Here is a 13,078-nt window from a genome sequence, read left to right on the forward strand (position 1 = left end):
GACGCGGCTCGCGCCCACAAATAGTCGCCAAAAGAAAAAGCCCGCCGGAACGGGCGGGCTTTCTCACGGACAACGACGCGGCTTACTGCGGATGCTTAATCGTTTCGACCTGTTGCATCGGCGTGGTGTCGACCGCCGGCAGCGCCTTGCGCTCACGGACCACGCGCGGCGGCTTGGCTGTCTGCGCCGCCGCTTCCTGCGCGGCGCGCAGCTTCTCGGCGTCGGTGTTGACCCAGATCAGGCCAGCCTGCTCGAGGATCGGCTGCAATGCGTCGGCCGATGCGGCGGGCGCGACGCTGCGCACGGCAGCCGGCTGCGGGGCCGCGGCGACGGGCGCCGCTTCGACCACGGCCGGTTCCGTTGCGACGACCGGTTGCGGCTCGACGATCTCGGCTTGCGTTGCCGGCTCGACTGCCGGCGCCTCGACGGTCGTTGCCGGAGCCGCGATGTCGAGCGCCGCCGGAGCGGCTTGCGGTTCGGTCGGAACGGCCGGCTGCAGTGCCGCGGCCGGCTCGACAGCCGGTGATTCGGCCTGCGCGGCCGGTTCGACCGGCGCAACCGGCGCGACCGGTTCGCTCGCGGCCTGCGTGGCTTGCTCTGCTTGGGCCGGCGCTTCCACGGCCGGTTCCACAGGTTCGATCGATGCCGCCGGAGCCTCTTCGACCGGCACGACCTTTTCGGTCTTCGCAGCATTTTCTGCCGCGAGAGCCGGCGTTTCGGCTGCCGCATGCAGTTCAGTCACGACGGCGCTCTCCGTTGCGACAGCGGCGACCACGACTTCGACCGGCGTCACGCTGCTCTTGGCTTCGCTGACTTCGCGTGTGTGCTCGACCGGCTGCCCGGTGCGCACCGGCGCTTCGTCGCTGGCCGCAACATTGTCGCCTTCTGCTTCCGCGACGTCCGCCGCGAGGTTGCCATTCACGTCCTCTTCCCGCTCGCGACGGCCACCACGACGACCGCGACGGCGACGACGACGCTCTTCGCCGTCACGTGCGACGGTTTCCTGATCGACCGGCACGCCGTTTTCACCCGCTGCGGCGCGGTCGCGCGTCAGTTCGTCGGTGGCTTGCGTGTCGGGTTGCGTCAGTGCCGCGGCGGCTTCCGTTTGCGGCTTGCGACGCTCGCGGCGCTCACCGCGTTCCTGACGCTCGGCGCGTGCCGTGCCTTCGATGGCTTCCGCACGCTCGACGCCGCGGGTGTCGCGTTCGCGACTCTCGCGCGGTTCACGTGCTTCACGTGCTTCACGCGGTTCGCGGCCTTCACGGGCCTCACGCGGTTCGCGCTGTTCACGCGGCGCGCGCGGTTCGCGGCCTTCGCGTGCCTCACGGCCTTCGCGTTCCTCGCGACGCTGCTGACCTTGCGCCTGACGGCCGCCGCTCACGCCTTCGCCGCGCGCTGCCGCGTCGCGGCCGCTTGCGCCGCTACGGCGGTTGCGATTGCGATCGCCGCCACGCTCGCCCGTGCGCTCACCGCGCTCGCCGCGTTGCGGACGAGCCTGCTTGTCGGTCGTGGCCGGCGCGGCGGGCGCCGGAGCAGCCGGCTGCATGCCGAACAGATTCTTCAGCCAGCCGATGAAACCGCCGCTGGCCGGCGCTACCGCGACCGGAGCAGGGGTTGCAGCCGGGCGAACCGGCGCGCTCGGAGCCGGCTTCTCGGGCGTGATGCCCTTGACCGCCGCTTCCTGCTTCGGCTTGACTTCCTCGGCGCGCTTGCTGTAGCCAGTTTCCGATTCGAGCTCGCGGGCCGCTTCTTCGGCCATCTTCCACGATGCGCGCGGCTCATCGAGGCGCGCGTCGTCGTGACGCAGACGCTCGAGCTTGTAGTGCGGCGTGTCGAGGTGCTTGTTCGGGATCAGTACGACGTTGACCTTGAAGCGCGACTCGATCTTGTTGATTTCGGCGCGCTTTTCGTTCAACAGGAAGGCGGTCACTTCGACCGGCACCTGGCAGTGGATCGCCGCGGTGTTTTCCTTCATCGCTTCTTCCTGAATGATCCGCAGCACTTGTAGCGCGGACGATTCGGTATCGCGGATGTGGCCCGTGCCGTTACAGCGCGGACACGTGACGTGGCTGCCTTCCGACAGGGCCGGACGCAGACGCTGACGCGACAGCTCCATCAGGCCGAAGCGCGAGATCTTGCCCATCTGCACGCGGGCGCGGTCGTGTTTCAGCGCGTCTTTCAGGCGCTGTTCGACTTCGCGCTGGCTCTTGGCCGATTCCATGTCGATGAAGTCGATCACGATCAGGCCGCCCAGGTCGCGCAGACGCAACTGGCGGGCGACTTCATCGGCGGCTTCGAGGTTCGTGCGCGCGGCCGTTTCCTCGATGTCTGCGCCTTTGGTGGCGCGCGCCGAGTTCACGTCGATCGCGACGAGCGCTTCAGTGTGATCGATGACGATCGCACCGCCCGACGGCAGCGGCACGGTGCGCGAGTACGCGGTTTCGATCTGGTGCTCGATCTGGAAGCGCGAGAAGAGCGGCACGTCGTCGTGGTAGCGCTTCACCTTGCCGACGTTGTCCGGCATCACGATGTCCATGAAGGCGCGCGCCTGGTCATGGATTTCGGTCGTGTCGATCAGGATTTCGCCGATATCCGGCTGGAAGTAATCGCGGATCGCGCGGATCACGAGGCTCGATTCGAGATAGATCAGCATCGGCTGGCCGGCCGTGCCGCTTTGCGACGCGGCTTCGATCGCGCGCCAGAGTTGCATCAGGTAATTCAGGTCCCACTGCAGCTCTTCGGCGCTGCGGCCGATGCCCGCCGTGCGCGCGATGATGCTCATGCCTTCCGGCAGTTGCAGCTGCGCCATGGTTTCGCGCAGTTCCTGACGGTCGTCGCCTTCGATCCGGCGCGACACGCCGCCGCCTCGCGGGTTATTTGGCATCAGAACCAGATAGCGGCCGGCCAGCGAGATGAACGTGGTCAGGGCTGCACCCTTGTTGCCGCGTTCTTCCTTTTCGACCTGGACGATCAGTTCCTGACCTTCCTTCAGTGCGTCCTGGATGCGTGCGGAACGCATGTCGACGCCATCGCGGAAGTACTGGCGGGCGACTTCCTTGAACGGCAGGAAGCCGTGACGGTCTTCGCCGTAGTTGACGAAACAGGCCTCGAGCGACGGCTCGATGCGCGTGATGATGCCCTTGTAAATATTGCCTTTGCGCTGTTCGCGGCCGGCGGTTTCGATATCGATGTCGATGAGTTTTTGTCCATCGACGATGGCGACGCGCAGCTCTTCCTGCTGCGTCGCATTGAACAACATTCGTTTCATTGAACGGCTCCAGAGCGGCCTCGCCAGCCCAGCCGCGCGGTTGTCAGTCGCGAGAGCGGGGAGAGTAGGCGTGCCGCGTCTATTGTGTTTTTCACAAACACGCTGGAGCGGGAAAGATGGCGGGAGAATTGCCTGAGAGGGCCCAGCCCGGTTAAAAAAACGGGCACGGTGCCGCAGGGCACATGCGAACACGGCTTCAAATCATGGCCTGACACGCCGCGTTTAGCCAGCAGACCTTCATAAGTCTTCGCCCTCTGAAGCCGGCGCGCCAAATGGGCGCGCGAGCGAAGGGCCGAAGTCCGCGGTCATGCCGCAACGGGAAGTTCGCGCAGGCGGCGCGTCTTTTCCTGCTGGGGGTGTCTCGCCTTCTTTTGACGTCGCCAAGTCTTGTACTTTCTACAAGACGCCTCGGGCGCACGCCGTATTTTCGCGACTTGCAGCTTCGTCCAGCAGGGCGTCATACCGCCCGGAAAACGCGAAGCTGAAAGTTAAATTCTTTTTTACCAAAATTCCGTTACCGTCGAAGCCGACCTTGACCGAACGCGCCTGCGGGCGCCGTCCCTGCCGGGTGCTGACTTCGTGCGTGCAACTTGTTGCATCTCATTTTCAGGGCGAGCAACCAGACCCCGGCGCAAGTAAAATAACGGTTTATCGCTTGCGCTCGCGCAACCACCCGCATTCCGGACGCTGTGCGAACACTGCGCCGACTATCGCGGACTGCTGGGCAAATTATATTCAGAATGAAAGAGTTAGGCAAAACATCCCAGAGATCGGTTGTAGGTGCGGTCGAAGCCCCGGTTTCGAGCGATCAGGTTTCGCTGATTGAAATCGATGACAGCTCGGCCGGTCAGCGGATCGACAATTTCTTGCTGCGCGTCTGCAAGGGCGTGCCGAAAAGCCATATTTATCGCATCCTGCGTAGCGGTGAAGTGCGGGTCAACAAGGGTCGCATCGATGCGCAATACCGGCTCGAGTTGGGCGATCTGGTGCGGGTGCCGCCAATCCGCGTCGCGCAGCCGAATCAGGCTGCAGTCCATGTACCCGTGCCCGTGGCCGGCTTTCCCATCCTGTTCGAAGACGAGCATCTGCTCGTGATCGACAAGCCGGCCGGCGTCGCGGTCCACGGTGGCAGCGGTGTCGCGTTCGGCGTGATCGAGCAGATGCGCGGGATGCGGCCGCAGGCGAAATTCCTTGAACTCGTGCACCGGCTGGATCGCGAGACCTCGGGCATCCTGATGCTCGCGAAGAAGCGCGCGGCGCTCGTCAATCTGCACGAGCAGATCCGCGACAACCGGATGGACAAACGCTACTACGTGTGCGTGCACGGTGAATGGGCGAGCGACTGGGGCCGCCGGCGCGCTGTGAAGGAGCCGCTGCACAAGTACCTGACCGCCGACGGCGAACGCCGAGTGCGCGTGCAGGCCGATGGCCTCGCTTCCCACACGATCTTCAGCCTGGTCGACCGCTGGCAAGACTACGCGCTGCTGGAGGCCGAGCTGAAGACGGGGCGCACGCACCAGATCCGGGTGCATCTGCAACATCTGGCACTCCCGATCGTGGGCGACGCCAAATACGGCGATTTCGCCTTGAACAAGGCGCTCGCGCGCGCCAACGCGAAGCCGGGCATCAAACGTATGTTTCTGCACGCTTACCGGCTCAAGCTCACGCATCCGGCCACCGGTGCGCCTCTACAGCTGGAGGCGCCGCTGCCGGGCGACTGCCGCGGCTTTATCGAACAACTCAACGAACTACGCACGGGGTCCAACCCGGAGACGACCTTGCATGGCTAGAGAGCAATTTGACCTGATCGTGTTTGACTGGGATGGCACGCTGATGGATTCGACCGTGCATATCACGCGCAGCATCCAGGCGGCATGTCGCGACCTCGGCCTGCCGGTGCCCGCCGACGAAGCCGCGAGCTACGTAATCGGCCTCGGCCTGCGCGACGCACTGCAGATTGCCGCGCCGACGCTCGATCCGGCCGACTATCCGCGGCTTTCTGAGCGCTACCGCTTTCATTTTCTGATGAAAGACCAGACCACTGAGCTGTTCCCCGGCGTGCGCGAGATGCTTCAGGAGTTGCGCGATGTCGGCTATCTGCTCGCGGTCGCGACAGGAAAGAGCCGCGTTGGGCTGAATCGCGCGCTCGATCAGGCGCGCGTGACGAGTCTGTTCGACGGTACCCGCTGCGCAGACGAAACCTTTTCGAAGCCGCATCCGGCAATGCTGCATGAGCTCACGCGAGAATTGGGGCAGGATGTGGCGCGCACCGTCATGATCGGCGATACGACGCACGATCTGCAAATGGCGCTCAACGCCGGCGTGGCGGGCATCGGCGTGACTTACGGCGCGCATCCGGCGAATTCGCTGAATGCGATGTCACCGAAGTTCGTCGCATCGAACGTCAGCGATCTGTCCGGCTGGCTGCGGGAGCACGCATGAGCGACGACGGCGTGGACACCGCTGCTGCCGCGGTCGCGCAGGGAGTGCGGATTTGCGCGGCCGACGAGCTGGTCGACGGCGGCGACGGCATCCGGCGCGTCGCGCGGCTCGGGGGCGGGCAGGATGTCGTGGTGTTTTTCGTCCGATATGATGGCTGCGCGTACGGCTATCTGAATCGCTGCGCTCATGTGCCGATGGAACTCGACTGGCAAGAGGGGCAGTTCTTCGAATCGTCCCGTTTATACTTGATGTGCGCGACGCATGGCGCGATTTACGCGCCGGATACCGGCAAATGCGTCGGTGGTCCGTGTCGCGGAGGCAGGTTGCGTCCGCTGCAGGTGGAAGAACGCGATACGTCCGCGGGCCGGGCGGTATTCTGGTTGCCTGACGGCGAATTGCTGCCAGTTGCGCGCTGATTTCCTTTCTATCTTTTCACTTTCCGCATGTCAGACAACTCGACCCCCGAAAAGGACCCGGCCTCGGGCGGCCGCTCCCGTCCGCCCGCCGACGAGCCGGGCTGGGAGCGGGCCGCTCTCGAGCGAATCGCGCTCGCCGCGATCAACGAGCAACGCGCCGCGCGGCGCTGGCGGATTTTCTTCCGTTTCGTCTTCCTCGCTGTGCTCGCCCTGGCAGCGTGGGGTGCGCTGAATTTCTCGGGCGAGCGGGTCGCCACGGCTGGCCGTCATACGGCGATGGTTTCGATTGATGGCGAGATCGCGACCGATACGAGAGCGAACGCCGAAGATATCAACACTGCACTCGACTCCGCATTCGAGGATTCCGATACCGCGGGCGTAATCCTTTATTGCAACAGTCCGGGCGGCAGTCCGGTACAGGCCGGCATTATCAACAGCGAAGTCCGGCGCTTGCGCGCCAAATATCCATCTATACCGCTGTACGTCGTGGTCGGCGATATGTGTGCATCGGGTGGATACTACGCGGCCGCGGCGGCGGAAAAGATCTATGTCGACAAGGCTAGCATCGTTGGTTCCATTGGCGTGCTGATGGACAGCTTCGGTTTCACCGGCCTGATGGACAAGCTGGGCATTCAGCGACGGCTGCGCACATCCGGTGCGAACAAGGGCTTTTTTGATCCGTTCTCGCCTGAAACGCCGAAGATGGACGAACATGCGCAGGATATGCTCGATCAGATCCACTCGCAGTTCATCGATGCGGTGCGTCAGGGGCGCGGCAAGCGCCTGCATGAAACCCCGGACATGTTCTCCGGTTTGTTCTGGACAGGGCAGAAAAGCGTCGAACTGGGCCTGGTGGACGGCTTTGGCGATGCGGATTACGTCGCGCGCGAGATCTTCAAGGCGCCGGATATTATCGACTACACGGTAAAAGAGAGCATTACGGACCGTGTTGCGCGCAAGTTCGGCGCGGCGGTTGGCGCCGGCGCGGTCCGGGCAATGGCGCTGGGCACGAAAATGAATTTGCGGTGAATTCGCAGGTAAAGCCCGCGCGGTCGACTCGGCCGATCGCGCGGGCTTTGTCTTTGGCGCGGGATTTCGGTGCGTGTTCTCAGGCCGCCAGAATCAAAAAAATCGCCGGCCGCTTATGCAGGTCGATGTCAGGCTTCTTCTTCCAGTCGGCGACGCTCCGGCTTGCGATCTTTTCGCTCGGCAGAGTCAGGTCGACCGCGACGCAGACGAGCGTCGACGGCGCACAGGTCGCGAGCAGCGTATCGAGCAGCGCGCGATTCCGGTAGGGCGTTTCGATGAAGATCTGCGTTTGCTTGCTCTTGCGCGAGTGTTGTTCGAGATCGCGCAGTCGTTTGGCGCGTTCGGCAGCGTCGACGGGCAGGTAGCCGTGAAACGCGAAGCTTTGGCCATTCAGCCCCGACGCCATCAGCGCAAGCAGAATCGAACTCGGCCCGACCAGCGGCACGACCTTCACGCCGCGCTCGTGCGCGCGTCGCACGAGCAGCGCGCCCGGGTCCGCGACTGCCGGGCAGCCGGCCTCGGAGACGAGGCCGGCGTCGGTGCCCGAGAGCAGCGGCGCGAGCAGCTTGTCGATCTCACCGGCCGGCGTATTGACGTTCAATTCGCGGATCTCGATTTCCTGAATCGGCCGCTCGGTGCCGACTTTCTTCAGGAAGGCGCGCGTGGTTTTAGCGTTTTCGCCAATGTAATAGTGCAGCGACGCCGCGCGGGCGCGCACCGGCGCGGGTAGCACCAGATCGAGCGCGCTCGCGTCACCTTCGCCGAGCGTGTTCGGAACCAGGTAGAGGGTGCCGGTCATTGTTCCCCCAGAAGCGGGTAGTTGGCCGCGAGCAGCATATGCGACAGCGCGATCAGCGGCAGGCCGACGAGCGCGGTCGGGTCGTCGGAATGAATGGCTTCCAGCAGCGCGATGCCGAGACCTTCGGACTTAGCGCTGCCGGCGACGTCGTACGGTGTTTCGGCGTGCAGGTAGGCGTCGAGTGCCGTGTCTGGCAAGTTGCGGAAGCGCACGCGAGTGATCACGTCCACGGTTTGCGCGCTGTCCGTCGCGCTGTCGAACAGGCACAGCGCGCTATGGAACAGCACGTCGCGGCCGCGCATCGCCTGTAGTTGCGCGAGCGCCTTGTCGTGCGTTCCCGGTTTGCCGATCTGCAGGCCGTCGTAGGTGGCGACCTGGTCGGAGCCGATTACGAGCGCGCGTTCGTCGGCGGCAAGGCCTCGGGCAGCCGCACGCGCTTTAGCTTCGGCGAGCCGCAGCGCAGTTGCTTCGGGCGTTTCATTGGCGAGTGGGATTTCGTCGATCGCGGGCGCGATGACGTCGAACGGCACATGCAGGCGTTCGAGCAACTCGCGGCGATACCGCGAGCTCGACGCCAGAATCAGGCGTGGCGGGCGTTTGAGGGAATCAGGCATGGTTTGCTGGCAGCGGAAGAGACGGGTCGTACTGGTTCGCGCGAGGTTCGCGCGCGTATGAGCTTAAGTGTTTGACTCAAAAAGACAAAACGGATATGATCTCGGGCTTTTCACGGTATGCTTGCGCTTGAAGGGTTGAACGCAACGGCCGGGCCCCGCCCGGCTGGCAAACCGGATTATCTTCGCGGCGGATCTGATCGTCCTTCGCGAATCACCCCGGCAACATGCTTGCCGAAGCAGGAGCGCACATGACTCAACATCCTGGCAAACCTGCAGGTCTGTCCGACCCGCATGAGCTCGATCTGTTCGAATTTGCGCGAAGCGGGCGTCAGGCCGCGGGTGTCGTGCGCGTCTCGCAACTGCCGCGCATGTTAAACGAAGTCCCGGCGGAAGCGCCAGATCGCGACACCGCGTTTACATGGCAGGCCGAAGGGACGACGCAGCCGGAATTGCAGGACGATGGCACCGAAGGTCCCCAGCCTTATCTGCGGCTGGCGATCCACGGTGCCGCGTGGCTCGAATGCCAGCGGTGCTTGACGCCGTATTCGCAGGCGTTCAACGTCGATGCAACCTACCGGATCGTCAGTACGGAGGCGGAAACCGAAGAATTTCCGCTCGACGAGGATGAAGTCGAGGTGATCGTGGGTTCGCGCCAGTTCGATCTCATCGACTTGATCGAAGAAGAGTTGCTGCTTTCCTTGCCGCTTGTGCCAAAACATGAGGTCTGCCCTGAAGTGCACGAGAGCCTTGTCTCGGGCGCGGACGGCGACGAAGCCGCGCAAGACGAAGCTGGCGATGCCAGCGGGCCGGAACAGTCCAACGAGCGGCGCCATCCGTTCGCGGCGCTCGAAAGACTGAAGCGTGACGAGCCGGGTGGCAAGAAGCGCTGAACAGTTGCAGGGGGCGTGATGCGGGCGCATTGGCCGTTTGGCTAGTGGTTAAGACCGTATCGGGCTGTGTTAGAATTCGGAAAATTTTTTGGAGTTAGTCATGGCAGTTCAACAAAACAAGAAGTCGCCGTCGAAGCGCGGCATGCACCGTTCGCACGATTTCCTGACGGCAGCGCCGCTGGCCGTTGAGCCGAGCACGGGCGAAGTGCATCTGCGTCACCACGTTAGCCCGAACGGCTACTATCGCGGCAAGAAAGTCGTCAAGACGAAGAACGACTAATCGTTGACTGCGATGCGCCCTGCGGCGTTTCGCGTAGCGATCGGATCGCTTGACATTTTCCTGGTTCGGCAAAAAGGCGGCATTCAACTGCCGCTTTTTTGTGTCGATCGCAGTTGGCGCTTTAGCGCTTGCCGCGACCCAAAGCCGAGCGTCTGAATTTCGTCGCACTCCATGACTGTAAAGCTCACGATAGATTGCATGGGAGGCGACCACGGCCCGTCCGTGACCGTTCCCGCTGCCGTCAACTTCGTTCGGTCGCGTCCCGATGCGCAGTTGCTGCTCGTCGGCATTGAAAGTGCGATTCGTGCGCAGTTGAAGAAGCTCAAGGCTCAGGATCTGCCGGCGCTGACCGTCGTGCCTGCTACCGAGGTCGTCGCGATGGACGATCCGGTCGAGGTCGCGCTGCGCAAGAAAAAAGATTCGTCGATGCGCGTGGCGCTGAACCGCGTCAAGGAAGGCGAGGCGCAAGCCTGCATTTCCGCTGGCAATACCGGCGCACTGATGGCGGTCTCGCGTTATGTGCTGAAAACGCTGTCGGGCATCGAGCGCCCGGCCATCGCGTTTGCTCTGCCCAATCCCGCCGGCTATACGATGATGCTCGACCTGGGCGCCAACGTCGACTGCGAGCCGCAGCATCTGCTGCAGTTCGCCGAGATGGGGCACGCGCTCGTGTCCGCGCTCGAAGGGAAAGACCGGCCCACCATCGGGCTGCTCAACATCGGCGAAGAAGTCATCAAGGGCAACGACATCATCAAGCGCGCCGGCGAACTGCTGCGTGCGAGTACACTGAACTTTCACGGCAATGTCGAAGGCGACGACATCTACAAGGGCACCGTCGACGTGATCGTCTGCGATGGCTTTGTCGGCAATGTCGCGCTGAAGACGTCCGAAGGTCTCGCGCAAATGCTGTCCAATATCATCAAGGAAGAGTTCGGCCGTTCGTGGCTGACCAAGGTGATGGCGGTGCTCGCGCTGCCGGTATTGATGCGTTTCAAGAAACGCGTCGATCATCGGCAATACAACGGCGCCGCGCTGCTCGGCTTGCGCGGGCTCGTGATCAAAAGCCACGGTTCCGCCGATGCCTATGCGTTTGAGTGGGCTATCAAACGCGGGTATGATGCCGTCAAAAACGGCGTGCTGGAACGCCTTGCGCGAGCGATGGAAGAGAACGCGGGTTCTCTCGAACAGGCGGCGCGCGACGCAAGCGGTGCGGGTCACGCAAGCCCGATCGCAGGCCAGCCGGCCGAGCCCTACGCTGCGCAATCCTCGAAGGCATAATGGCTCAATCCACAATCTACTCCCGCGTGCTGGGCACCGGCAGCTGTCTGCCGCCCAACCGCGTCACTAATCAGGATCTGGCTGAGCGTCTCGCCAGGCAAGGTGTCGAGACGAGCGACGAATGGATCGTCGCGCGCACGGGCATCCATGCGCGTCACTTCGCCGAACCGGACGTCACGACCAGCGACCTCGCGTTGATCGCCTCGCAGCGCGCGATCGAAGCGGCGGACATCGATCCGCAGTCCATCGACCTTATCGTGGTCGCCACCTCCACGCCCGACTTCGTGTTCCCGAGCACTGCCTGCCTGCTGCAGAACAAGCTCGGCATCAGGAACCACGGTGCGGCGTTCGACGTGCAGGCGGTCTGCTCCGGCTTCGCGTATGCAGTCGCGACGGTGGACAGCCTGATTCGCAGCGGCCAGCATCGCACGGCGCTCGTGATCGGCGCGGAAACCTTCTCGCGCATTCTCGATTTCAACGACCGCACCACCTGCGTGCTGTTCGGCGACGGCGCCGGCGCTGTGATCCTGCAGGCGTCCGACGAACCGGGCGTGCTGGCAAGCGCACTGCACGCGGACGGCAGCCATTCGAGTATTCTCTGCACGCCGGGCAACGTGAATGGCGGCGTAGTCGCCGGCAGCGCGTTCCTGCACATGGACGGTCAGGCGGTGTTCAAGCTCGCCGTCAACGTGCTCGAGAAAGTCGCGATCGAAGCATTGGAAAAAGCGAATCTGAAGCCGGAGCAGGTCGACTGGTTGATTCCGCATCAGGCCAATATCCGCATCATGCAGAGCACTTGCCGCAAGCTTGGCCTGCCGCAGGAGCGCATGGTCGTCACGGTGGGCGAGCACGGCAATACTTCGGCGGCGTCCATTCCGCTCGCACTCGACGTCGCGGTGCGCGACGGGCGCATCAAGCGCGGCCAGAACGTGCTGATCGAAGGCGTCGGCGGCGGCTTCACGTGGGGCGCGTCGGTCATTCGCTACTGAGCGCGACGACGCATCGCTGGGCGCCGCTGACGGCGCCCCATGCGGCCGGAGTAATACCGCGCGCCATTTGGCAGCCGCGGCCGGCCGCCAATCCGATTAAACCGATTTTGGGGACGATATGAAATTCGCGTTCGTTTTTCCTGGGCAGGGTTCGCAGGCAGTCGACATGCTTAACGGATTCGTCGATCAGGCAATCGTGCGTGAGACGGTTCAGGAAGCCTCCGACGTACTCAACCAGGACCTCGGCAAGCTGATCGCCGAAGGCCCCGCCGAAGATCTCAATCTCACCACCAACACCCAGCCGGTCATGCTGACCGCGGCCTACGCTACCTATCGTGCGTGGCAGCAGGCGGGCGGCCCGGCGCCGGCGATCGTCGCCGGACATAGTCTTGGCGAATACACGGCGCTCGTCGCGGCCGGCGCACTCGCGTTCCGCGACGCAGTGCCGCTCGTGCGTTTCCGCGCGCAGGCGATGCAAACCGCGGTGCCGGTGGGTGAAGGCGGAATGGCCGCGATTCTCGGCCTCGACGACGACACGGTGCGCGCGGTCTGCGCGGAAGCGTCGGCGGCGGGCGTCGTCGAGGCGGTCAATTTCAACGCGCCGGCGCAAGTCGTGATCGCGGGCCACAAGGCCGCAGTCGAGAAAGCCTGCGAAGTCGCGAAGGCGAAGGGCGCGAAGCGCGCACTGCCGCTGCCGGTGTCGGCGCCGTTTCACTCGTCTCTGCTCAAGCCCGCGTCGGATCAACTGCGCGAATACCTGGCGAGCATCGACGTGCAGGTGCCGTCGATCCCGGTCATCAACAACGTCGACGTCGCCGTGGTCAACGAGCCGTCCAGAATCAAGGACGCGCTGGTGCGCCAGGCGGCTGGTGCGGTGCGCTGGGTCGAGTGCGTGCAGGCAATGGCCGCGCAGGGCGTCACGCATGTGATCGAATGCGGTCCGGGCAAGGTCCTTGCGGGTTTGACCAGGCGCATCGACGGTAATCTTGTTGGCGCGTCGGTGTTCGATCCGGCGTCGCTCGAAGAAACGCTGAAACTCGTGACGGCAGGCTGAGACCGCATTCGCGAACGGG

At 63.9% G+C, this 13,078-nt stretch carries 12 protein-coding genes; 9 read left to right on the forward strand and 3 right to left on the reverse strand.

From position 1 onward, the window contains the following. Positions 1–82: 82 nt before the first annotated feature. Positions 83–3,268, reverse strand: a complete 3,186-nt coding sequence (locus F6X42_RS13970) for an Rne/Rng family ribonuclease (RefSeq protein WP_187634792.1) — start codon at positions 3,266–3,268, stop codon at positions 83–85. Positions 3,269–4,008: 740 nt separating this feature from the next. On the opposite strand from F6X42_RS13970, the gene F6X42_RS13975 reads away from it, so the two are divergent. The 4 genes from F6X42_RS13975 to F6X42_RS13990 are packed head-to-tail and all read left to right on the forward strand — an operon-like array spanning position 4,009 to position 7,155. Then, on the forward strand, positions 4,009–5,058 hold the full coding sequence (locus tag F6X42_RS13975) for an RluA family pseudouridine synthase (protein WP_187634793.1): 1,050 nt from the start codon (positions 4,009–4,011) through the stop codon (positions 5,056–5,058). Then, a complete protein-coding gene (locus tag F6X42_RS13980; protein ID WP_187634794.1) occupies positions 5,051–5,710 on the forward strand; it encodes an HAD-IA family hydrolase in 660 nt (219 codons plus the stop codon). Before F6X42_RS13975 ends, F6X42_RS13980 begins: the two co-directional genes overlap by 8 nt. Beyond that, a complete protein-coding gene (locus F6X42_RS13985; protein WP_187634795.1) occupies positions 5,707–6,126 on the forward strand; it encodes a Rieske (2Fe-2S) protein in 420 nt (139 codons plus the stop codon). The genes F6X42_RS13980 and F6X42_RS13985 overlap by 4 nt, the downstream gene beginning before the upstream one ends. 27 nt (positions 6,127–6,153) lie before the next feature. Then, positions 6,154–7,155 (forward strand): S49 family peptidase, encoded by a 1,002-nt coding sequence (locus tag F6X42_RS13990; protein ID WP_187634796.1) that lies wholly within the window; start codon positions 6,154–6,156, stop codon positions 7,153–7,155. Between the two features lie 79 nt (positions 7,156–7,234). Here the strand turns inward: F6X42_RS13990 and F6X42_RS13995 are convergent, their stop codons facing one another. After that, entirely contained in the window at positions 7,235–7,954 is a 720-nt protein-coding gene (locus tag F6X42_RS13995; RefSeq protein WP_187634797.1) for an SAM-dependent methyltransferase, read from the reverse strand. Continuing rightward, positions 7,951–8,568: a Maf-like protein gene (locus tag F6X42_RS14000; protein ID WP_187634798.1), complete on the reverse strand. Its 618-nt coding sequence runs from the start codon at positions 8,566–8,568 to the stop codon at positions 7,951–7,953. The genes F6X42_RS13995 and F6X42_RS14000 overlap by 4 nt, the downstream gene beginning before the upstream one ends. 248 nt (positions 8,569–8,816) lie before the next feature. Here F6X42_RS14000 and F6X42_RS14005 point away from each other — a divergent pair, with 248 nt between their 5' ends. From F6X42_RS14005 to fabD, 5 genes are all read left to right on the forward strand, one after another. Beyond that, positions 8,817–9,458, forward strand: coding sequence for a DUF177 domain-containing protein (locus tag F6X42_RS14005; RefSeq protein WP_187634799.1), 642 nt, complete (start codon positions 8,817–8,819; stop codon positions 9,456–9,458). Between the two features lie 100 nt (positions 9,459–9,558). Further along, the gene (rpmF, locus tag F6X42_RS14010) at positions 9,559–9,738 is read left to right on the forward strand and encodes a 50S ribosomal protein L32 (protein WP_006051932.1); all 180 of its coding nucleotides are present in this window, start codon (positions 9,559–9,561) and stop codon (positions 9,736–9,738) included. Between the two features lie 171 nt (positions 9,739–9,909). Then, complete coding sequence (gene plsX / locus F6X42_RS14015; RefSeq protein WP_187634800.1) at positions 9,910–11,016, forward strand: phosphate acyltransferase PlsX; 1,107 nt, start codon at positions 9,910–9,912, stop codon at positions 11,014–11,016. Then, entirely contained in the window at positions 11,016–12,005 is a 990-nt protein-coding gene (locus F6X42_RS14020; protein WP_187634801.1) for a beta-ketoacyl-ACP synthase III, read from the forward strand. The genes plsX and F6X42_RS14020 overlap by 1 nt, the downstream gene beginning before the upstream one ends. Before the next feature lie 118 nt (positions 12,006–12,123). Beyond that, positions 12,124–13,059: an ACP S-malonyltransferase gene (gene fabD / locus F6X42_RS14025; RefSeq protein ID WP_187634802.1), complete on the forward strand. Its 936-nt coding sequence runs from the start codon at positions 12,124–12,126 to the stop codon at positions 13,057–13,059. Positions 13,060–13,078: the final 19 nt, after the last annotated feature.

It is taken from the genome of Paraburkholderia podalyriae (assembly GCF_014397785.1).
In the GTDB taxonomy this organism is placed as follows: Bacteria; Pseudomonadota; Gammaproteobacteria; order Burkholderiales; family Burkholderiaceae; genus Paraburkholderia; species Paraburkholderia podalyriae.

Bases quoted from the DNA above. Each gene is read 5' to 3' on its own strand.
- F6X42_RS13970 (WP_187634792.1), bottom strand. From the start codon at position 3,268: ATGAAACGAATGTTGTTCAATGCGACGCAGCAGGAAGAGCTGCGCGTC.
- F6X42_RS13975 (WP_187634793.1), top strand. From the start codon at position 4,009: ATGAAAGAGTTAGGCAAAACATCCCAGAGATCGGTTGTAGGTGCGGTC.
- F6X42_RS13980 (WP_187634794.1), top strand. From the start codon at position 5,051: ATGGCTAGAGAGCAATTTGACCTGATCGTGTTTGACTGGGATGGCACG.
- F6X42_RS13985 (WP_187634795.1), top strand. From the start codon at position 5,707: ATGAGCGACGACGGCGTGGACACCGCTGCTGCCGCGGTCGCGCAGGGA.
- F6X42_RS13990 (WP_187634796.1), top strand. From the start codon at position 6,154: ATGTCAGACAACTCGACCCCCGAAAAGGACCCGGCCTCGGGCGGCCGC.
- F6X42_RS13995 (WP_187634797.1), bottom strand. From the start codon at position 7,954: ATGACCGGCACCCTCTACCTGGTTCCGAACACGCTCGGCGAAGGTGAC.
- F6X42_RS14000 (WP_187634798.1), bottom strand. From the start codon at position 8,568: ATGCCTGATTCCCTCAAACGCCCGCCACGCCTGATTCTGGCGTCGAGC.
- F6X42_RS14005 (WP_187634799.1), top strand. From the start codon at position 8,817: ATGACTCAACATCCTGGCAAACCTGCAGGTCTGTCCGACCCGCATGAG.
- rpmF (WP_006051932.1), top strand. From the start codon at position 9,559: ATGGCAGTTCAACAAAACAAGAAGTCGCCGTCGAAGCGCGGCATGCAC.
- plsX (WP_187634800.1), top strand. From the start codon at position 9,910: ATGACTGTAAAGCTCACGATAGATTGCATGGGAGGCGACCACGGCCCG.
- F6X42_RS14020 (WP_187634801.1), top strand. From the start codon at position 11,016: ATGGCTCAATCCACAATCTACTCCCGCGTGCTGGGCACCGGCAGCTGT.
- fabD (WP_187634802.1), top strand. From the start codon at position 12,124: ATGAAATTCGCGTTCGTTTTTCCTGGGCAGGGTTCGCAGGCAGTCGAC.